The organism is Bradyrhizobium japonicum USDA 6 (assembly GCF_000284375.1).
Lineage (GTDB): Bacteria > Pseudomonadota > Alphaproteobacteria > Rhizobiales > Xanthobacteraceae > Bradyrhizobium > Bradyrhizobium japonicum.
This window is the reverse complement of the sequence record NC_017249.1, coordinates 6,569,061-6,590,265: the sequence shown is the minus strand read 5'-3', so window position 1 is coordinate 6,590,265 and position 21,205 is coordinate 6,569,061. Positions and strand designations below refer to the sequence as shown.

Genomic DNA, 21,205 nt, shown 5'->3' with positions numbered 1-21,205 from the left:
GCGTTGACCACATGATGAACGCGATCGTCCTGCTACATCGCTGGCTCGGGATCGCGTTCTGCCTGTTGTTCGCGATGTGGTTCGCGAGCGGAATCGTGATGCACTTCGTCCCGTTTCCGTCATTGACGGAAGCGGAACGTTTTTCCGGGCTCGCGCCGGTGGCTGGCGGAGAGGTGAGGATTGCGGTCGCGGATGCCGTCGCCGCGAGCGGGATCGCGGACGCCACGCGCGTTCGCCTGCTCCGGCGGAGCGACGGGCCGGTCTATGTCGTGTCGAGTCCGTCGCGCGTGGGCGCGGTCCATGCCTCCGACGGACGGGATGCATCAGTGACGTCCGCCGACGTCGCGGTCGCTATCGCGCGCGATCATGCCCGGCAACGCGGGCTCGATGCCGCGCGAGCGGTGATGATGGCGGGCGCGGATTATGATCAATGGAGCGTGCCGAACGGGTTTGATCGACACCGGCCTCTGTTGCGCGTCGCTCTTGGCGATGCGGCCGGAACCGAGGTCTATGTCTCCTCGCGCACCGGCGAAGTCGTGCTGGATACGACCCGCAGCGAGCGCGGATGGAATTTGGCCGGCAGCGTCCTGCACTGGATCTATCCGACGGTCCTGAGGAGCAACTGGTCCCTTTGGGATCAGGTGGTCTCGACATTGTCGCTGGTGGCTTTTATCGCCGCGACGCTCGGCGCGGTGCTTGGAATTATCAGGATCAGGATTCGAAGGTGCGGGGTTTCGTCGCCTTATCGCGGCTGGCACGCACTGCACCACATCATTGGTCTCGTCGCGACCGTTTTCGTGCTGACCTGGAGCTTCAGTGGCTGGCTCTCGATGGATCACGGCCGGCTGTTCTCGCGCGGTGAGCTGACCCCCACCGAAGCAGGCGTGGTGTATGCCGCTCCGGACTGGACGACGGCCTCGCCGGTCGGTCAGCCGTCGGCTCGCGAAGTCGAATGGTTCGCCGTCACTGGTGTTGTCTACCGGCGCGACCGGACCGGCCTTGCCAGTCAAGCCTTGACCAAAACGGGGGAGGCGATCCGCGGCCGGCAGGTGGCATTCCTCGGCGAGAAGGATGTCCATGACCTGACGATGCGCCTTGCGCCGGGCTGCGGCGCCCCGTCCGTTCTAGCCGACAATGACGACTATCCCGCGCACTCCGCCGTCCCCGGAGCGCCCGTCTATCGCTCCCGATGCGGCGACCTCTGGTTCGACATCGACGGTGCCGACGGCCGCGTGCTGCAAAGACTGGATGCCTCGCGGCGGGCCTATCGCTGGTTCTACAGCGCGCTTCACACGGTCGATTTTCCCGTTCTCATGGCGCATCCGCGTCTGCGCGATATCCTGGTCGTCGGGCTCTGCTTGCTCGGGCTGGCATTTTCTGTCACTGGCATCGTCATCGGCTGGCGGCGCTTGCGGTCGACCTTCGCCAATTGAGCTGCGTATCGAACAAATCATATGCGCCATGCAAATTGCGGGTTGCACGGGCGATGGCAGGCGCGGATGATCGTCCGAGGGGGCGCAGCGGTGCGCTCTCTCAATGGGGCGATCGTGATCGATGTCAATTCAGCGCAAGCGCCTCGGCATGATGACCCCATCGTCCAACTCGGTGCTGGAGCCCGTCACCAGTTCCATGCTGCATGGCGTTGCCGGCGTCACCGCTCATTTCTCGCGCTTCCGCGTTACCGAGATCGCGCTCGATGCCGCCGCGCTGAACCAGTTCGACGCCTCGGTGATGCTGCCGGCGGCGGATCTGCTGGCGGACGCCAAGGTCGATGCCATTGCCTGGAACGGTACGTCGGCGAGCTGGCTCGGTATCGGCCGCGACCGGAGCCTGTGCGAAGCGATCGCAGCGCGGACCGGAATCCCGGCGACGACCTCCACGCTCGCCTGCATCGACGCCGTCCGCGTGCTCGGCGCCGGACGTGTCGGCCTGGTCTCACCCTATACGGACGACGTGCAACGGCGGATCGGCGATGTCTGGGCCGAGGAGGGGATCGCCCCTCACGCCGAGCGGCATCTCGGCCTGCGCGATAACTTTTCCTTTGGTGAGGTCATGCCCGCGACGATCGCCGACATGATCCGCGCGGTCGCGGCGGACGGTGCCGATGCCGTCGTCATTCTCTGCACCAATTTCGACGGCGCCGCGCTGGCGGCCTCGCTCGAACGGGAGTTGGGCATCGCCGTGCTGGACTCGGTCGCGGTCACGCTGTGGCGGACGCTCGAACTCGCCGGTGGCGACATCGCGCCCCTTGCGGCATGGGGCCGGATCTTCCAGACATCAGCGATCATCAAGTGATGGAGACGCCCGTGACGCAGCTCGATCTCGCCATTCGCGGCGGCACCATCGTGACGGCCAGCGACGAGTTTCGCGCCGATATCGGCATTCGCGATGGACGCATCGTCAGTATCGCCGACCGCATTGAAGGCGCGGCGCGCGAGATCGACGCGACGGGGCTGCTGGCGCTGCCCGGCGGGATCGACAGCCACGTCCACATCTCCCAGGCCTCTGGCCCCGACGTGGTGATGGCCGACGATTTTGCTTCGGCAACGCGCGCGGCGGCCGCCGGCGGCAACACCATGGTGCTGCCCTTCGCGCTGCAGGAGAAGGGCACCTCGCTGCGGACCTGCGTCGAGAATTACCGCAAGCTCGCCGAGGGCGAGTGCTACATCGACACGGCCTTCCACCTCATCATCTCCGATCCGACCGCGGTCGTGCTCGGGCAGGAGCTGCCGGCGCTGGTCAAGGACGGCTACACCTCGTTCAAGGTGTTCATGACCTATGACGACCTCGTGCTCAGCGACAAGCAGCTGCTCGAGGTGTTCGATGTCGCGCGCCGCGAGGAGGCGCTGGTCATGGTCCATTGCGAGGGTTACGACGCGATCCGTTTCCTCACCGCCAAGCTCGAACGCGACGGCCATATCGCGCCCTATTATCACGGCACCTCGCGGCCGCAGGCCGTCGAGCGCGAGGCGACGCACCGCGCCATCAGCCATGCCGAGGTGATCGGCGTCCCCATCATGATCGTCCATGTCTCCGGGCGCGAGGCGATGGAGCAGGTGCGCTGGGCCCAGCAGCGCGGACTGCCGGTGCATGCCGAGACCTGTCCGCAATACATCACGCTGACGGCCGACGACATGAAAGGCCTGAACATGGACATGTCGGGAGCAAAGTATGTCTGCTCGCCGCCGCCGCGCGATCCCGAAAGCCAGCAGGCGATCTGGGAAGGCATCACCACGGGTGTGTTCCAGACCTTCTCGTCCGATCACTGCCCGTTCCGCTACGACGATCCCAAGGGCAAGCTGACGCCGAATTCCCGCACCTCGTTCCGCTGGGTGCCGAACGGCATCCCCGGCGTCGAGACCCGGTTGCCGATCCTGTTTTCCGAAGGCGTCTCGAAGGGGCGGATCAGCTTGCAGAAATTCGTTGAGCTGACCGCGACCAATCACGCGCGGATCTACGGTCTCTATCCGCGCAAGGGCTCGATCGGCGTCGGCTTCGATGCCGACGTCGTCCTATGGGATCCCAAATTGAAGAAGCCGATCCGGCAGGCCGACCTGCACCACGGCGCGGACTATACGCCGTGGGAAGGCTTTGACGTCACCGGCTGGCCCGTCACCACCATCGCGCGGGGCCGCGTGGTGTACGAGCAGGGCAGGATCGTCGGCGATAAGGGCGCGGGCGAGGTGCTCAGCCGCGGCAAGTCGAGCCTGGTGTGACGGAAAAATAATCGCATCGGGACGACGCCATGCCGTCTGTTGCGCATACCATCCTCGCGCTGCTGCGGCATCATTGATCCCTTTTCGCCGGCCGCCTTTCGGTGTAGCTCTGCGCCCACTTATGAGGCGGCCGGGCGCCAATGCTGATCGCCGCCGAAATCATGCAGGAGACACCTGGGATGTACCCGAAAGTTCAGATGTTCATCGCCGGTGAGTGGACCGACGGCACCTCCGGCAAGTCGGAGGACATCCTCAACCCCGCCACCGGCCAGCCGATCGGCAAGACCCCGCACGCCTCGCGCCAGGACCTCGACCGCGCGCTGGAGGCCGCCAAGGCCGGCTTCGAGATCTGGCGCAAGACTTCGCCGTTCGACCGCTACAAGCTGATGCGCAAGGCCGCCGACATCATCCGCTCGCGCGCCGCCGAGATCGCACCCGTGATGACCATGGAGCAAGGCAAGCCGGTCGTGGAAGCGCAGGGTGAGACCATGCTGGCCGGCGACCTCATCGACTGGTTCTCGGAGGAAGCCCGCCGCGCCTATGGCCGCATCGTGCCGCCGCGGATGGGCAACGTCTCCCAGCTCGTGACCAAGGAGCCGGTCGGCCCGGTCGCCGCGTTCACGCCCTGGAATTTCCCGATCAACCAGGCGGTCCGCAAGATCTCGGCCGCGCTCGCCGCCGGCTGCTCGATCATCGTCAAGGGCCCGGAAGAAACCCCGGCAAGCTGCATGAAGCTGGTGCGCGCCTATGCCGACGCGGGTATTCCGGCCGGCGTCGTCCAGCTGGTGTTCGGCGTGCCGTCGGAAGTGTCCGAATATCTCATTCCGCACCCGATCATCCGCAAGATCAGTTTTACGGGCTCGACCGCGGTCGGCAAGCATCTGGCAGCACTCGCGGGCCTGCACATGAAGCGCGTCACCATGGAGCTCGGCGGCCACGCGCCGGCGATCGTGTTTGCGGATGCCGATCTCGACAACGCTGCCAAGATTCTTTCTGCCAACAAGTTCCGCAATGCCGGCCAGGTCTGCGTCTCGCCGACGCGCTTCCTGGTGCATGAGAGCGTCTATCAGCCCTTCGTCGACAAGTTCGTCGCCGCGGCCAAGAGCCTCAAGGTCGGCAACGGCCTCGACAAGGACACCCGCATGGGTCCGCTGGCAAACCCGCGACGCGTCGACGCCATGGAAGGTCTGGTCTCCGACGCTGTGCAGCGCGGCGCCAAGGTCCAGGCCGGCGGCAAGCGCATCGGCAACGAAGGCTTCTTCTTCGAGCCGACTGTGATCACCGACGTGCCGCGCGATGCCCGGATCATGAACGAGGAGCCGTTCGGGCCGCTTGCCCCGATCACCTCCTTCCGCAGCTATGACGAGGTGGTGGCCGAGGCGAACCGCCTGCCTTACGGCCTTGCGGCCTATGCCTACACCACCTCGACCAAGACGATGCAGGCGATCGGCTCCGATATCGAGAGCGGCATGGTCTCGATCAACCACCACGGCCTCGCGCTGCCGGAAGTGCCGTTCGGCGGCATCAAGGATTCCGGCTACGGCTCCGAGGGCGGCCTCGAGGCGATCGAGGGGTACCTGAACACGAAGTTCGTGACGCAGGCGAGCGCGTAAGACAGGGTCGCGTTGTCATTCCGGGGCGTGCGACCTGTCCGCCGAAGCTCGTAGAGCGAAGGCGGAAGCGCGAACCCGGAATCCATCGCACTGCGCGTGAAGAGGGAGAATGGATTCCGGGCTCGCGCCAGGTGGCGCGCCCCGGAATGACGGTGGACAGGACCTGCGTTGCCTGACGGGCGAAACATGGACAACAGCCGTCACCCGAGCAAGCGCGTGTCCCTTGCCGGGATGCATATCGACCGGAATTCGGCGGTGCCGCTGCATCTGCAGATCGCGGCGCACATCCGCGACGGCATTTTGCGTGGCGTCTTTCCGGCCGGAACGCAGTTTCTCGGCTCGCGCGAGATCGCGCGCGAACTGGGCTGTTCGCGCACGGTGGTGTTGACCGCCTGGGATCTGCTCTACGCCGAGGGCTATCTTGAATCGATGCCGCGCGGCAGTGTCATGGTGGCGTCAGTGGCGACCCCACATGCCGAGCCAAAGTCCGCGATACCGCCTGCGGCCAAGCCCGCCCACATGTCGGAGCGCTGGCGCTCGCTGCTTGGTTTGGATTACGAGACCAATTGGCCGTCTGTGTTCGCACCCGGCGCACCCGACGTCTCGACCTTCCCATTCAAGGAATGGTCGCGCCTGCTGCGCCAGACCTGGCAAAATCCAAGAGAGCAGGAGTGTCTCGATCTTCCCTCGGAGGGCCATCCGCGCTTGCGGAGCGAGATCGCGAACTTCCTCGGCTCGGTGCGCGGGCTCGTCTGCGCGCCGGAAGAGGTCGTCGTTACCTCAGGCACATCGGGCGCGCTTGATTTCTGTAGCCGCATGATCCTCGATCCCGGCGACGAGGTCTGGGTCGAGGAGCCCGGCTTCGTCGAGGCCCGCTGGGCGCTCACGGCCGCCGGCGCGAAGCTCGTTCCAATTCCGGTCGACGACAAGGGCCTCGTCGTCTCCGAAGGTGTCCGGCGCGCGCCGGGCGCGAAGCTGATCGTGGTGACGCCGTCGCATCAATATCCGCTCGGCGTCAGCATGCACCTGGAGCGGCGGCTCGAGCTGCTCGACTGGGCCAACAAGAACGACGTCTGGGTGATCGAGGACGATTACAATTCGGAGTTCAGGCACCAGGACAGCATGATCGCCTCGCTGCGCTCGCTCGATCGCGAGGGGCGGGTGATCTATTTCGGCACCTTCTCGAAGATCATGATGCCGAATTTGCGGCTCGGCTACATCGTCGCCAACAGGCATTTCATCGAGGGCTTTTCCAGGGGCCGCGCGCGCATCGATGTGCATACCTCCGGCATCGGACAGCTCGCACTGGCCGAGTTCATGCGGGAAGGGCACCTGCTGCGACATCTGCGCGGGATGCGGCGGATCTACGCCGCACGCCGGAAGGCGCTGATCGATGCGATCGCAGCGCTGATGCCTGACGATCTCACCGTATCCTCCGCCGTCACCGGATTGCATCTGGTGGCGCTGTTCACCGACGCGATGCAGGCACGGATGAGCGACCGCGAGGCGGCCGCAGCCCTGAAGCAGGCCGGCATCCACGTCCAGCCGCTCTCGCAAAACTTTCTGGAGCAGCCGACGCGGGAGGGCCTGGTGTTCGGCTACGGGCGTCTGCACGTCGAGGACGCCGCACCGCTGCTTGCGAGAATCGCGGCTTGCATCGGCGGCGGCGCTCGCAATGCGCCATCCGAGCCGGCGAAATCCTCTCTTACTGTTCGTACAATAAAGAGAGGCTGAGCCGACCGCTATGCATAGCTCGTAGGCATCTGATTATCCCGCACTGCCGTCCAATCGCCTGCAAATTAGACAGATGATTTCAAGCGCTCCGATTGCAGTGCAGCGGGCGCGACGATTTGCTCGGAGAAATCCGTGGTGCGCTGCACGTTTCGGGCCCGGAACAGTTCGCGTTCGTCTGCACTCCGCGCGGGCACCTCTGCACCAAAACGTGCAGCGCCTGGCGCGCCGCGCAGCGGCGGTCGCGTGCTGGTCTAGTGGTTTCCGACAATTCTGGACCTATCCTGAACCAGTCGCTCTGTCGCACGCTCTCTGTCGGTGGCATGACAAGGGATGCATGATGAGCGCTCGCGGTTTGGCATTGGACGTGGCGATGAACGGCAAGGAACCGGCGTCCGGTTCGGGCGTCACGCGTAGCTGACTGCACATGAGCTCCTCCGAAGATCACTGGGAAGTCGGCACCGACATCGGCGGCACCTTCACCGACATCATTGCCATCAGGCGTGACTCCGCGGAGGCGCGGATCGCAAAGGTGCCGTCGCGCCCCGACGCACCGGTTCAGGCGATGCTGGAGGCGATCGAGGCGGTGGGCCTGCGCAAGAGCGAGGTCAGGCGCTTCGTGCACGGCACCACGCGCGTCACCAACGCCATCGTCGAGAACCGGCTGCCGAAAGTGGCGCTGGTCGCGACCGAAGGGTTCGCCGATGTGCTGGAGATCGCGCGCTATCGCCGTCGCGATCTCTATCGTCTCGACATTCCGCCGAAATCGCCGCCGCTGGTGCCGCCCGAACGATGTTTTGGGCTCGCCGAGCGCCTCGATCACGAGGGCCGGGTGCTGAAGGCGCTGGATGAGGCCGAGATCGAGCGCCTGGTGGCCTGGCTGAAGCAGACCGGCGTGCAGAGCGTCGCCGTGGCGCTGCTTCACGCCTATGCCAATCCCGTCCACGAAAAGATGCTGGGCGAGCGCCTCAAGGATGTCGTCGCCCATGTCTCGCTGTCGCACGAGGTCAATCCCGAGGCGCGCGAATACGAACGGACGTCGGCGACCGTGTTCAACGCGGCCGCGATGCCGATCGCCGTCGAATATCTCAGCGAACTGGAGCAGCGGCTGCCGATCGGCGCCGGCTTGCAGGTGTTTCATTCGGCCGGAGCCATGGTCCCGATCTCGGCCGTGAAGCGGCGGCCACTGGTGATGGCGATGTCGGGGCCGGCGGCCGGCGTCTCTGCATCGGTCAGCATCGCGCGCCAGCTCGGCACATCGCGGATGCTCACCTTCGACATGGGCGGCACCACGACCGACGTCTGCCTGATCGTCGACGGTCAGGCCGAGATGACCGACGGCCGCATGCTCGGCGACAAGCCGCTGCGCCAGCCGATGCTTGCGGTCCATTCCATCGGGGCCGGCGGCGGATCGATCGTGCGAAACGGTCCCGGCGGCCTGACGGTCGGGCCGGAGAGCGCCGGCTCCGAGCCGGGGCCTGCCTGCTATGGCCGCGGCGGCCTTGAGCCGACCATCACCGACGCGAACGCCGTGCTCGGCTATCTCAATCCCGAGACCAAGCTTGGCGACCGCATCGGCATCGACATCAAGGCCGCGGAACGCGTCATCGACCCGATCGCGCACGCCCTGGGGCTGAGCCTGACCGAAACCGCGCTCGGCATCATCAAGGTCGCGAACGCGACGATGGCCCGTGCGCTTCGCCGCGTCACGGTCGAGCGCGGTATCGATGGCCGCGACTGCACGCTGCTCGCTTTCGGCGGCGGCGGCCCGATGCATGCGGCAGGCCTTGCCGATCTCTACGGGATTGCAGAGGTCGTCGTGCCCAGCGCCTCGAGCGCATTCTCGGCGCTGGGCTGTCTCACCGCTGATTTCAGCTTCCTCCAGCAGCAGACGCTACGCGCCGCCCTCGACGGCATCGATCTCGCGCGCGTGTCGGAACGGATCGGAACGTTGATTGAGGATGCATCGGCGCCGCTGATCGCCAACGGCGTTGCGCAGGCGGAGATCCAGGTCGAGCTGGTGGCCTTGATGCGCTACGCGGCGCAGAATGATGCCATTCCGGTGCCGTTCACGCTGCCGCTCGACGTGACCAAGCTGAAGAAGGACTTTCTGGCCCGGCATCACGAGCTGTTCGGCTACGCGACCAGCGAGCCCTGCGTCATCGAATCTGTGCGCGTGCAGGCGCGGCGCCCGTCGACGACGGTGGTGAGCCGGCCGGCGACTGCAGTGAGGGCGGTGTCGTCAGGCAGGCGGGCCTGCTCATTCGACGGCTTCCACGATATCCCGACCGCGATCATCGATCGCGCCACATTGACCGATGTCGTCAGCGGCCCCGCGATCATCGAGGACGCATGGTCGACGGTGGTGGTCCCGCCCGGCTGGCAAGCTAAACCCGACGCCGCCGGCAATCTATTTCTGACGCGGAGGGCGGCATGAAGCTCGATCCGTTCGTCGTCGAGGTCATCAGGCACGGGCTCTCGGCCGCGGCCGAGGAAATGAGCCTCGTCATGACGCGCTCGGCGCGCTCGCCGCTGTTGCGCGAGGCCGGCGATCTTTCCTCCGCGATCACCGATGGCCATGGCGGCTTGGTCGGGCAGGGCCGCGACATCCCGATCCATCTCGGCGCGATGGCCTACACGATCCCCGAGCTGCTGAAGGTCATTCCGCGCGACAGCCTGAACGACGGCGACGTCGTGATCTACAATGTCGGTCCGCTCGGCGGCAATCACCTCAACGACGTCAAGGTCGTGCGCCCGGTCTTCTTCGAAGGCGAGATCGTGGCGTTCGCGGTGAGCCTCGCGCATTGGCCCGATATCGGCGGCACCTGGCCCGGCAGCTATTTTGCCAAAGCCATCGACACCTTCCAGGAGGCGATGAGGATTCCGCCGGTGCTGATCGCCACGTCAGCCGGCGTCAATACGCCGATCGTGCAGCTGCTCAAAGCCAACATTCGCGATGCCGAATCCGGCGAGGGCGATCTGCTGGCCCAGATCGCGGCAACGAAAGCCGGCGAGAAACGCATCGTCGAGCTCTGCCGCGAGCACGGCAAGGCCGTGTTCACGGCAACGCAGTCGCGCCTGCATGATCTCTCCGAGATCGAGATGCGCGAAGCGCTTCGTGCGCTGCCGGACGGCGTCTACGAGGGCGAGGACTATCTCGACGACGGCAGCGTCAACAATGCACCGGCGCGCATCCATGTGAAAATCACCATTCGCGGCGACGAGGCGACCTTCGACCTCTCCGGAAGCTGCGATCGCGTCTCCAATTTCTGCAACACGACGCCGTTCATGGCGCGCTCGGCTGTCGCCTATGCGGCACGCATCATGAGCGGGCGCGACATGCATCAGAACGCGGGTGCGCTCCGGCCCCTGACCATCATCACGCGCCCGGGCTCGATCCTGGAGCCGGGTTGGATGGCGTCCGTTGCCGCCGGCAACCACGAGACGTCGATGCGCATCGTCGATGCGATTTTTCGCGCGATGCAGGACACCATCCCCGAACGACTGTCGGCCGGAGGCGCGACCACCGCGGGCGTGCTGTTCTTTGCCGAGCCGCGACAGAATGGTTCGTGGAAGATACTCTACGAGGTTCACGGCGGCGGCGAAGGCGCGCGGCATGATCGCGCCGGCATGTCGGCGACGCGCGTGCATCTGTCCAATACGTCGAACACGCCGGTCGAGGTGATCGAGGCGAACTACGCGATCCGCCTGGAGCAGCAGGCCATTCGCCGGCAGTCCGGCGGCGCGGGCGTCCATCGCGGCGGTGACGGCTCCGTCCGCACCTATCGCATCCTGGCACCCTCGATGCACCTGACCACCTGCATCGAGCGCATGGTGATTGCGCCGTTCGGCATGCAGGGCGGCGAATCCGGCAAGGCCTGCCGCATCTCGCTTGTCAGGCATGGCGCTAACGTTGCCATCGACGGCAAATCGAACCTGGTGTTGCAACAAGACGATCTCGTCACGATCGAGATGTGCGGCGGCGGCGGCTACGGCGCCGCGGCTGCGGAGTGAGGGGATTGCGATGAGCAAATTGTTGCGAACCGGGCTGAATGCAGGCGACAGCGCGCCGATGGCCGTCGTCGGCGGCGAGGGCGTCTATTTTCACCTGTCCGACGGCCGCAAGCTGATCGACGGCAGCAACACCGGCGGCGGCCTCGGCCACCGCCATCCCGCGATGGTGGAGGCGATCCGCCGCGCGGCAGATACGCCGGTCGTGAACGAGGGCTGGACCTGGGTCGGCCGTGAGCAGGCCGCCGACGACCTGATGGCCACCGCATTCAAAGGCGAGGACGACTGGGTCGGTGCGGTGCGCTTCTGCATCAGCGGCAGCGAGGCCAACGACATGGCGCTGTCGCTCTGCCAGGCGCTGACTCAGCGCTCTGCACTGGCGACGCGCGAGCGCGCCTATCACGGCATCACCGGCCTGTCGCGCAGCATGACGGTGCAGCCGCAATGGCATGGCGGGCTTGCGGTGCACGCGGGCGGCTCGAAGCTGCCGGCGCCTATGGCACCGGTGCGGATTCTCCCGGCGCCGGATGGCGCCATCTACGGTGCGCCGGCCAACAATACGCCGCCCCGCGAATATCTGGCGGATGCCACGCGCCTGCTCTCGGACACGGCCGCGACGATCATCGACTACACCCAGGGCGGCATCTATTACGACGGTGCCTATCAGGACGAGGTCGCACGCTGCGCGCGGGAGGCTGGCTCGTACTGGATCGCGGACGAGGTCGTCACAGGTGCGGGACGCGCTGGGCGCTGGTTCGCGTTCCAGGGCGCGGAGAGCCGGCCCGATATCGTGACGCTCGGAAAATCGCTCGGCGGCGGTGCGGCGGCGGTCGCGGCGGTCGTGGTTTCGAAAGACATCGTCGAGCGGCTCAAGGGCACGAGCTGGCAGAACTATGGCACGCTGCGCGGCCATCCGATCAGCATGGCTGCCGTCAGCGCTTACCTGAAGGTCGTCAGCGACGACAAAATTTTGGAGCACGTCCAGAAGCTCGAAAAGCTGTTCACCCGCCGCCTGCTCGCGATCGCGCAAAAACATCCGAGCGTGCAGCGCGTGGCGGGGCAGGGATTGCACTGGACGGTGGAGCTGCACGGTCCGGACTGGCGCAGCTGGCATGCCGACACCACGGAGGTGCCGATCGCCTCGCGCGTGGCGGAGCGCGCGCTGGAGGCGGGCGCCGTGATCGGCACCAGCGGCGAGCAGACATCGCTGTTCCTGGCGCCGCCGCTGGTGATCTCCGAGCATGAAGCCGAGCGCCTGCTGGATGCGCTCGATCACGGCCTCGATATCGCAGACGAGGAGCACGGGTGAGCGCAGACCCCGCAACACCTCATCGCTCGCCGGCCTGGCCGGCGGATGAGCCCTGGCATCTCGCGATGCCGGAGGGGACGCTTTACGACGCACTTGTTCGGGCCGCGCTGGATCGCCCATCGCATCCGGCGACGGTGTTTTATGGTGCGAGCCTGAGCTATGCCGAGTTACGCGAGCGGGTCGATGCCTTGGCCGGCTTCCTGCAAAGCGCTTGCGGCGTCAAGCGCGGCGATCGCGTCATGATCGCGCTGCAAAACTCGCCGCAATATGTCATCGCCTACTACGCGGTGATGCGGGCGGACGCCGTGATCGTGCCGGTCAATCCGATGAACAAGACGGCTGAGATCGATTATCTCGCCGCCGACAGCGGCGCCAGGGTCGCGATCATCGGAAGCGAGCTCAACGACATATTTGCGCCGCTGGCGGGCGAAGCTATCACTCATACGATCGTCGCGCAGTATCGCGACGAGATCCCTGACGCGACGCCCTATACGTTGCCGTCATGCATCACCGAAGCGCCGTCGGAGGTGCCGCCGTCGCCGGGCTGGCATTCCTGGACATCTGCGATCGCGCAAGGCGTGCAGCCAGGCGCAATGACCGCGGGGCCGGACGATCTCATGATCCTGCCCTACACGTCGGGGACGACGGGAAAGCCCAAGGCCTGCATGCATACCCACCGCAGCGCGCTGTTCACGGCCATCCTGCAGGCACGCTGGTATGGGCTCGACGGCAGCGATGTGATGACCGGCTTCATGCCGTTGTTCCACGTCGCGGGCATGCAGGGCTCGATGAATGCCGCTGTGGTCACAGGCGCCACGCTGCTGTTGATGGCGCGCTGGGACAAGGATCTGCTGCCGGATCTGTTCGAGACCTACGGCGTGACGTTCTGGAACGCCGCGCCGACCATGATCGTCGACGTGCTCGCAAGCGTGCGGTTCCGCGATCGGTGCTTTGCAAAACTCAAGGTGCTGACCGGAGGTGGTGCGGCAATGCCGACCGCGGTGGCCGAACGGCTCAAAGGCCGCTTCGGCCTCGATTTCGTCGAAGGCTACGGCATGACCGAGACGATGTCGCCGACCCATCTCAATCCGATGGCGGCCCCGAAGCGCCAGTGCCTCGGCATTGCCGTGCACGAAACCGATGCGAGGGTCGTCGATCCCGAAAGCCTGATCGAGCTCGACGACAACGTCGTCGGCGAGATTGTCGTGCACGGGCCGCAGCTGCTGCAAGGCTACTGGAACAGGCCGCGGGCCGACGCTGAGTCCTTCATCGAGCTCTCGGGAAAACGGTTCCTGCGCACGGGCGATCTCGGCTATCGCGATGCCGACGGCTATTTCTTCGCGGTCGACCGCCTGAAGCGGATGATCAATGTCAGCGGCTTCAAGGTGTGGCCGGCCGAGGTGGAAGCCGCGATGTACCAGAACCGCGCCATCCGCGAATGCTGCATCGTCTCGGCCCCCGACGACTACCGCGGTGAGACCGTCAAGGCGCTGGTGGTGCTCGATGAAGCCGCGCGCGCGACGATTTCGGCGGACGACATCGTCGGTTGGGCTCGCGGCGCGATGGCCAGCTACAAGGCGCCGCGCGCCGTCGTCTTCGTCGATGAGCTGCCGCGCACCGCCAGCAACAAGATCAACTGGCGGCTTTTGCAGGATGCCGAATGGGGGCGGACGGCATGAATGCTGCTTGGCTGGAAAAACGGTGCAAGACCGCGTTATGCTGCGCGCGCCGGCACGCCCCTCAAGCTGCGATCCCCAGCCTCACCAGGAAATCAGGAACTCGCTGATGCGTATCGTCACTGTTGCCGCCGCCCAGATGGGCCCGATCCAGAAGGCCGACAGCCGCGAGGCCGTGGTCAAGCGCATGATCGCGCTGATGGACGAGGCGAAAGCCAAAGGCGCCGACCTGATCGTCTATCCGGAACTGGCACTGACGACGTTCTTCCCGCGTTGGTATTCGGAGGACCGGGCGGAGGCCGACATCTGGTTCGAGCGCGAGATGCCGAATGCGGCGACCAAGCCGCTGTTCGAGCGTGCGGCGCAGCATCAGATGGCGATGAATTTCGGCTATGCCGAGCTGACGCCCGACGGCCATCATTTCAACACCGCGATCCTGACCGACAAGTCCGGCAAGATCGTCGGCAAATACCGCAAGGTCCATCTGCCGGGCCACGTCGAATACGACACCGCGCGTTCGCACCAGCATCTGGAGAAGCGCTATTTCGAGCCGGGCGATCTCGGCTTCAACGTCTGGCGCGAGCTGGGCGGCATCATCGGCATGGCCATCTGCAACGACCGGCGCTGGCCTGAGACCTATCGCGTCATGGGCCTGCAGGGCGTCGAGATGGTGCTGATCGGCTACAACACGCCGTCGGTGAATGCGGAGAAGAGCGAGGAGGGCGTCGAGAAGCGGCTGTTCCACAATCGCCTCTCGGTGCAGGCCGGCGCCTATCAGAACGCGACCTGGGTGGTCGCGGTGGCCAAGGCGGGCGTCGAGGACGGCCATCCGCTGTTCGGCGGCAGCCTGATCGTCGATCCCGATGGTGAGATCGTCGCCGAGGCCAAGACGGAGGGCGACGAGGTCCTGGTTCACGCCTGCGACCTCGACGCCACCACGTTCGGCAAGACCACGATCTTCAATTTTGCCCAGCACCGCCGCATCGAGCATTACGGCCTGATCAGCAGCCAAACCGGCGCGGTGCCGCCGCCCGAGAAGTGACGCCGATGGCAGGCAACAACGCATCCGGCATTTCCCTGGGCGAGCTCGATCCGCGCGACCGCTACAAGCTGCTGTGCGGCGTGGTCGTGCCGCGGCCGATCGCGTTGGTGACGACGCTGGACGCGAACGGGGCAGTGAACGCCGCGCCCTTCAGCTTCTTCAACGTGTTTTCAGAGAGTCCGGCGCTGATCGTGCTCGGGCTCCAGCACAAGCCGGATCACAGCCCGAAGGACACGACCCGCAACATCCATCGTGACGGCGAGTTCGTGGTTCACATGGTGGACGAAGCGCTGTCTGCCGCGATGAATGATTGCGCGGTCGATTTTCCCTCCGGCGACAGCGAGGTCGCGGCGACCGGGCTTGCGACGCTTCCCTCGGTCGATGTGAAAGTGCCGCGCTTGGCCGCGGCACCCTTTGCGCTGGAATGCCGGCGTCATGTCGCGCTGAATTTTTCGCCTGATCGCGAGCTATTGGTCGGCGAGGTGCTCAGGGTTCATGCCCGGGAGGGCCTCGTCGACGAGACCAGCATGTATGTGGATCTCGACGCCTACCGGCCGATCGGCCGCATGTTCGGCAATCTCTACACGACGCAGCGGGATACGTTCGCGCTTGAGCGCGAGAGCCACGCGCAATGGCTCGCGCGGCAGGACGCCAGAGAGCTGAAGGACGCCTAGTGAGCCGAGAACTGCACCGTACCCAGCGCCATGGTGACGGCCGCCTGTGTCGGGTCGATCACGGGAATGCCAAGCGCGTCTTCGAGCGGACGGCGATGGCGCGCCATGCCGGCGCAGCCCATCACGATGGCGCGGGCGCCGTCCTCGTCGCGCAGCGCGCGGCCGACCTCGATCATCCTGGCCAGCGTGCCCTCGCCCGAGGCGGTTTCGGCAACGCTCATGTTGAGCGGCCGCTCGCCGGCGAGGCGATCGGTCAATCCCATCTGCCTGAGATAGCGCATGTGACGCGGGATCGAGCGCTGGGCGATCGCGATGACGCCGAAGGTTTCGGCACGGGCGAGCGCGGTCAGCACGCCGCACTCGGCGATGCCGAACACCGGCCGATCGGTGCCTTCGCGGCAGACCTGAAGACCGGGATCGCTGTAGCAGGCGATGACGAAGGCGGCCGACCTGTTGTCGCCCTCGACCAGTTTTCGCAGCGGCATCGCAACGCCGTCGACGTCGGCCTGGCTTTCAATGCCGAACGGCCCCTCGGCCAGCGACTGGCAGACCAGTTCCGGCCCACCCTCGAAACCGAGCGGCTTCAGCGCCTCTTCCAGCCCTTGCGTGACCGCAGGGTTGGAGTTCGGATTGATGACGAGAATGCGCGGCCGGGGCATGATGGTCTTTCCACGAAATTGCGATCACGTGCCGTAAGCCTATCACGGAGTGCCTCATGACTGAACCCACCTACGACCTGATCATCCGCGGCGGCCGCGTCGCCACCACGACCGATGTGTTCGAGGCCGATGTTGCGATCTCCGGCGAGACCATCGCAGCGATCGGCCGCGGGCTTCCGGCGGCGAAACGCGAGATCGATGCGCGCGGCAAGCTGGTGTTGCCCGGCGGCGTCGACAGCCACGCGCATATCGAGCAGTTGTCCGCGGCCGGCATCATGAACGCCGACACCTTCGAAAGCGCGACCGTCTCTGCGGCGTTCGGCGGCACCACCACGGTGATCCCGTTCGCGGCCCAGCATGTTGGCATGAAGCTGCCGCAGGTGGTCGAGGATTATCACGCGCTGGCCAAGAAGGGCGCCGTGATCGACTACGCCTTTCACATGATCATTGCGGATGCGACCAAGGAGACAATCGAGGAGCACATTCCAGCGCTGGTGAAGCAGGGCCATGGCTCGATCAAGATCTTCATGACCTATGATCGGCTCAAGGTCGACGACGAGCCGCTGCTCGACGTTCTTCTGGCCGCACGCCAGTCGGGCGCGATGTTGTGCGCCCATGCCGAAAATCACGGCATCATCGCCTGGATGGTGAAGCGCCTGCTCGCGCGCGGCTACACCATGCCGAAATACCACGCCGTCAGCCACGCTCGCGTGTCGGAGGCGGAAGCCTTCACCCGGCTGATCGGGATGGCGGCGCTGATCGACCAGCCCATCATGATCTTCCATGTGTCCACGGCCGAAGGCGCCAAGGTCATCCGCGATTCGCGCGGGCAGGGGTTGAAGGTCTTCGCCGAGACCTGTCCGCAATATCTGTTCCTCACGGCAAACGATCTCGACAAGCCGGGCGCCGAGGGCGCGAAGTGGATGTGCAGCCCGCCGCCGCGCACGCATTCCGACCAGGAAGCGCTCTGGCAGGCGCTGTCGCTCGGCGATCTCCAGACCATCTCGTCCGATCATGCGCCCTATCGCTACGACGAGACCGGCAAGCTGCGCGCCGGCCCCAATCCGAACTTCAAGCAGGTCGCGAACGGCCTGCCGGGGCTGGAGCTGCGGCTGCCGCTGCTGTTCGACGCGATGGTGTCGAAGGGCCGGCTCGGCCTGGAAAAGTTCGTGGAATTGACCTCGACGGCGCCGGCCAAGATCTACAATCTGCATCCACGCAAGGGCTCGATCGCGGTCGGCGCCGATGCCGATATCGCGATCTGGGATCCCAGCCGCGAGACCGTGATCGCCGACGAGATGATGCACGACCTCGCCGGCTACACGCCGTTCGCGGGCCGCAAGCTGAAGGGCTGGCCGGTTGGCGTACTCTCGCGCGGGCGGGTGATCATCGACGGCAACAAGTGTCTCGCGACTGCCGGCAGCGGAAAATTCCTGGCGCGGAGCGGCGGTGAGGCGGCAAAGCCGACGGGGCGGCTCGTCGCCGACATGGATCCCGAGCGGAATTTTGGGGCAAAACTGCTGTGACGGCGGATCGCGCGCGATGAAGATCGTCGTCTTCGGTGGCACCGGCTTTGTCGGCCTCAATCTTGCCGAGGTGCTGCTCGCGCGCGGGCATGACGTGACGCTGTATGACCGCGCAGAGTTGCCGCCATCCGCGCGGCGATCGCTTGCTGACTACGGTGCACGGCTCAAGGCCGTGCAGGGTGATATCACCGACGCAGACGCTATCGACGCCCTCATTGCCGCGGGCTGCGATGCGATCGTGCTGGGCGCCGCGGTGACGGCCGGCGATGAACTCGAGCGTGCCTCGACCGCGCGCGTCCTCGAGATCAACGTGATGGCGCAGATCCCGATCCTGCTCTCTGCGATACGTCATCGCGTTCGCCGTGTCGTCAATCTCTCGTCGGCATCGGCCTATGGCGCCGCGGGCGCGCGGGTCGAGATTCTCGACGAGGAAACGCCATGCGATCCGGTCTCGTTCTACGCCATCAGCAAGTTCACCTCGGAGCGCTCTGTCGCTCGCCATGCCGAGCTCTTTGGCGGCGATTTCCTGAGCGTGCGGTTGACTGCGGTGTTCGGACCGTGGGAGCGCCCCGGTTCAGTGCGCGATACACCGAGCCTCCAGTATCAGATTCTGGCCGCATTCGCTCGCGGTGAGCCGGCGATCATGCCGGAGCCGGGCATGCGGGACTGGACCTACGCGCCTGACGCTGCCGAAGCGGTCGCGATTCTGGTCGAAGCAGAGCGCCCTCGTCACCGGCTGTACAACATTTCGAACGGCGGGGTGTGGCCCGCATTGCAATGGGGCGAGGCGTTCGCGGCGTTGCATCCCGGCCTGGAGTGCCGGCTCGCGGCACCCGGAGAAAAGACCGCGATAAAGCTGCACGGGCCGGCTCGCGCGGCGCTCGCGGTGAACCGGATGGCGGATGAGTTCGGCTGGCGCGCGCGGTTCGGCTGTGCCGAGTCCGCCGCGGCGATGAGCGCCTGGTTGGCCCAGCACAAGGAGTGGATCTGACATGCGGCTGCAGGGGCGCACGGCCATCATCACGGGAGCAGCTTCGGGCATTGGCCGCGCCAGCGCAAAGCTGTTTGCGGAGGAAGGCGCCCAGCTTGCTTTGGTCGATCGCGATGCCGCCGGCCTTCAGGAGACTTTGAGCGTTGTGGGTGAGGCGACGACGCATGTCGGCGACGTCGGCGATGCCGGCTTCGCCGAGGCCGTTGTCGGCGACATCATGGCGCGGCTCGGCCGTCTCGATATCCTCATGACCGCGGCGGGCTTCTCCTGCGGCGGGACGGTGCTGACGACGAGCCCGGAAGACTGGGACGCAGTGTTCCGCGCCAATGTCGGCGGCACCTGGCTGTGGGCGCGGGCGGCGGTGCCGCAGATGCAGCGGCAAAAGGGCGGCTCGATCATCACGCTGGCATCGCAGCTTGCGATCGCCGGCGGCAAGGGCAACAGTGCCTATATCGCAGCCAAGGGCGCGATCGTCAGCCTGACCCGGACAATGGCGGTGGATTTCGCGGCCGACGGTATTCGCGTCAACGCGATTGCGCCGGGTGCGATCGATACGCCGATGCTGCGCCGCAGCTTCGCCCGTCACGCCAATTCGGAGGAGGTGCGCGAAGCCTCCCGCAATCGTCACGCCATGAAGCGGTTCGGCCAGGCGGAAGAGATCGCGCAGACCGCGTTGCATCTGGCCAGCGATGCGTCCTCGTTCACGACCGGCACCGTGATGGTGGTCGACGGAGGCTGGCTCGCGGCATGAGCGACGTGCTGACAGACCTCGAAGCGGACGTTCGCGCCGATCTCGCCAAGATCGCGCATCCCGGCGCCGCGTGGCTCGAACCGAAGATGGGACCGGACGGCAAGCCCGCGCTCGACGTGCTGATCGTCGGCGCCGGCCAATCAGGCATTGCCATCGGCTTCGGCCTGATGCGCTCGCGCGTCAACAACATCCTGCTGCTCGACAAGGCCGAGGAGGGGAAGGAGGGCCCGTGGCTCACCTATGCCCGCATGCCGACGCTGCGCAGCCCGAAGGACTATACGGGACCTGACCTCGATATCCCGAGCCTGACCTATCAGTCCTGGCACGAGGCCCGCTTCGGCAAGGAGAGCTGGCAGGCGCTGAACCTGATCCCGAGAGAGCATTGGGCGGAGTATCTGCTGTGGCTGCGGCGCACGATCGGTCTGCCCGTGCGCAACGGCCGCGAGCTTCTGGAGATCGCGCCTGCATCAGACGGCCTGCTCGCTGCGCGCGTGAAGCGTGCCGATGGCGTCGAGACGCTCTATGCCCGCAAGATCGTGCTGGCGACGGGGCAGGAGGGCATGGGCGACTGGATGATCCCCGAGCCGCTGCGGGATCTACCCGCCGGCTCTGTCGCGACCGTCGCCGACGACATTGACTTCGAAAGCCTGCGCGGCAAGCGCGTCGCGGTGATCGGCGCCGGCGCGTCCGCCTTTGACAATGCCGCGACCGCGCTGGAGGCGGGCGCGGCCGAAGTGCATCTGCTCTGCCGCCGCGCGCAGATCCAGGTGATCCAGCCCTATCGCTGGCTGACCTTTCGCGGCTTCCTGCGCCATCTCAGCGATCTCGACGATGCCTGGCGCTGGCGCTTCATGCGCAAGATCCTTGAGATGCGCGAAGGCTTTCCGCAACCGACCTACGATCGCTGCGCGCGTCACGCCAATTTCACACTGCACGAGGGCGCGCCGGTCGAGAGCGCCAGGCAGACCGATGGCGGCGTCGAATTGCACACGCCACGCGGCACGATCACGGCGGATTTCGTGATTTGCGGCACCGGCATCGACATGAACTTTGCAGGCCGCGGCGAGCTGCGCCGCTTTGCCGGCAATATCGCGACCTGGGGCGACCGCTACCAACCGCCTGCGAGCGAGCACAACGTGCGGCTCGGTCGCTTTCCCTATCTCGACGACGATTACGCCTTCACCGAGCGCGTGCCGGGCGAGACGCCGTGGATCTCCGACATCCATCTGTTCGCCATCGCCTCCACCATGAGCTTTGGTCCGTCGGGATCGTCGATCAACGCGATGACGACGGCCGTTCCCAAGCTGGTCGACGGCCTGACGCGCGGCCTGTTTCGCGCCGATGTTGAACGTCATTGGGCTTCGCTCAGCGCCTATGACGTGCCGCAGGCCGTAGTTGCGCGGCCCGCGCGAAACATAGGAGAATCGCGATGATCATCCATGCACCGCCGCGACGAAGCGCCTCCGCGGGATTGGCGCGCAACTTGCTTCTTTCTTGGCCTGCCTT

16 protein-coding genes are annotated in these 21,205 nt (G+C 65.9%); 15 read left to right on the top strand and 1 reads right to left on the bottom strand.

All coding sequences use genetic code 11. The features are described 5' to 3' along the window. Positions 1–11 precede the first annotated feature (11 nt). From BJ6T_RS31105 to BJ6T_RS31055, 11 genes are all read left to right on the top strand, one after another. On the top strand, positions 12–1,433 hold the full coding sequence (locus BJ6T_RS31105) for a PepSY domain-containing protein (protein WP_014496530.1): 1,422 nt from the start codon (positions 12–14) through the stop codon (positions 1,431–1,433). Between the two features lie 121 nt (positions 1,434–1,554). After that, the gene (locus tag BJ6T_RS31100) at positions 1,555–2,295 is read left to right on the top strand and encodes a maleate cis-trans isomerase family protein (RefSeq protein ID WP_014496529.1); all 741 of its coding nucleotides are present in this window, start codon (positions 1,555–1,557) and stop codon (positions 2,293–2,295) included. Then, the gene (hydA, locus tag BJ6T_RS31095) at positions 2,256–3,716 is read left to right on the top strand and encodes a dihydropyrimidinase (protein WP_085973059.1); all 1,461 of its coding nucleotides are present in this window, start codon (positions 2,256–2,258) and stop codon (positions 3,714–3,716) included. The genes BJ6T_RS31100 and hydA (BJ6T_RS31095) overlap by 40 nt, the downstream gene beginning before the upstream one ends. Before the next feature lie 179 nt (positions 3,717–3,895). Further along, positions 3,896–5,329 (top strand): NAD-dependent succinate-semialdehyde dehydrogenase, encoded by a 1,434-nt coding sequence (locus BJ6T_RS31090; RefSeq protein ID WP_028169617.1) that lies wholly within the window; start codon positions 3,896–3,898, stop codon positions 5,327–5,329. A 186-nt stretch (positions 5,330–5,515) separates the two neighbouring features. Further along, positions 5,516–7,063, top strand: coding sequence for a MocR-like pyridoxine biosynthesis transcription factor PdxR (pdxR, locus tag BJ6T_RS31085; RefSeq protein ID WP_014496526.1), 1,548 nt, complete (start codon positions 5,516–5,518; stop codon positions 7,061–7,063). Positions 7,064–7,487: 424 nt separating this feature from the next. Further along, on the top strand, positions 7,488–9,497 hold the full coding sequence (locus BJ6T_RS31080) for a hydantoinase/oxoprolinase family protein (RefSeq protein ID WP_014496525.1): 2,010 nt from the start codon (positions 7,488–7,490) through the stop codon (positions 9,495–9,497). Next, positions 9,494–11,074, top strand: a complete 1,581-nt coding sequence (locus BJ6T_RS31075) for a hydantoinase B/oxoprolinase family protein (protein ID WP_014496524.1) — start codon at positions 9,494–9,496, stop codon at positions 11,072–11,074. Before BJ6T_RS31080 ends, BJ6T_RS31075 begins: the two co-directional genes overlap by 4 nt. A 10-nt stretch (positions 11,075–11,084) precedes the next feature. Beyond that, complete coding sequence (locus BJ6T_RS31070) at positions 11,085–12,380, top strand: class-III pyridoxal-phosphate-dependent aminotransferase (protein ID WP_014496523.1); 1,296 nt, start codon at positions 11,085–11,087, stop codon at positions 12,378–12,380. Next, the gene (locus BJ6T_RS31065) at positions 12,377–14,059 is read left to right on the top strand and encodes a long-chain-fatty-acid--CoA ligase (RefSeq protein ID WP_014496522.1); all 1,683 of its coding nucleotides are present in this window, start codon (positions 12,377–12,379) and stop codon (positions 14,057–14,059) included. Before BJ6T_RS31070 ends, BJ6T_RS31065 begins: the two co-directional genes overlap by 4 nt. A gap of 106 nt (positions 14,060–14,165) precedes the next feature. Beyond that, positions 14,166–15,098, top strand: a complete 933-nt coding sequence (locus BJ6T_RS31060; RefSeq protein WP_014496521.1) for an N-carbamoyl-D-amino-acid hydrolase — start codon at positions 14,166–14,168, stop codon at positions 15,096–15,098. Between the two features lie 5 nt (positions 15,099–15,103). After that, on the top strand, positions 15,104–15,772 hold the full coding sequence (locus BJ6T_RS31055; protein WP_014496520.1) for a flavin reductase family protein: 669 nt from the start codon (positions 15,104–15,106) through the stop codon (positions 15,770–15,772). Here BJ6T_RS31055 and BJ6T_RS31050 read toward each other — a convergent pair. Beyond that, positions 15,769–16,431: an aspartate/glutamate racemase family protein gene (locus tag BJ6T_RS31050; RefSeq protein ID WP_014496519.1), complete on the bottom strand. Its 663-nt coding sequence runs from the start codon at positions 16,429–16,431 to the stop codon at positions 15,769–15,771. The two genes, BJ6T_RS31055 and BJ6T_RS31050, sit on opposite strands and share 4 nt — an antisense overlap. Before the next feature lie 56 nt (positions 16,432–16,487). Between BJ6T_RS31050 and hydA (BJ6T_RS31045) the strand changes: the two genes are divergently transcribed. Genes hydA (BJ6T_RS31045) through BJ6T_RS31030 form a run of 4 tightly spaced genes read left to right on the top strand, consistent with a single transcriptional unit; the run spans position 16,488 to position 21,132 of the window. Next, a complete protein-coding gene (gene hydA / locus BJ6T_RS31045; protein ID WP_014496518.1) occupies positions 16,488–17,957 on the top strand; it encodes a dihydropyrimidinase in 1,470 nt (489 codons plus the stop codon). A gap of 16 nt (positions 17,958–17,973) precedes the next feature. Continuing rightward, positions 17,974–18,948, top strand: coding sequence for an NAD-dependent epimerase/dehydratase family protein (locus tag BJ6T_RS31040; RefSeq protein ID WP_014496517.1), 975 nt, complete (start codon positions 17,974–17,976; stop codon positions 18,946–18,948). 1 nt (position 18,949) lies between these two features. Beyond that, on the top strand, positions 18,950–19,699 hold the full coding sequence (locus BJ6T_RS31035) for an SDR family oxidoreductase (RefSeq protein ID WP_014496516.1): 750 nt from the start codon (positions 18,950–18,952) through the stop codon (positions 19,697–19,699). Next, entirely contained in the window at positions 19,696–21,132 is a 1,437-nt protein-coding gene (locus tag BJ6T_RS31030; RefSeq protein ID WP_014496515.1) for an NAD(P)-binding domain-containing protein, read from the top strand. Before BJ6T_RS31035 ends, BJ6T_RS31030 begins: the two co-directional genes overlap by 4 nt. Positions 21,133–21,205: the final 73 nt, after the last annotated feature.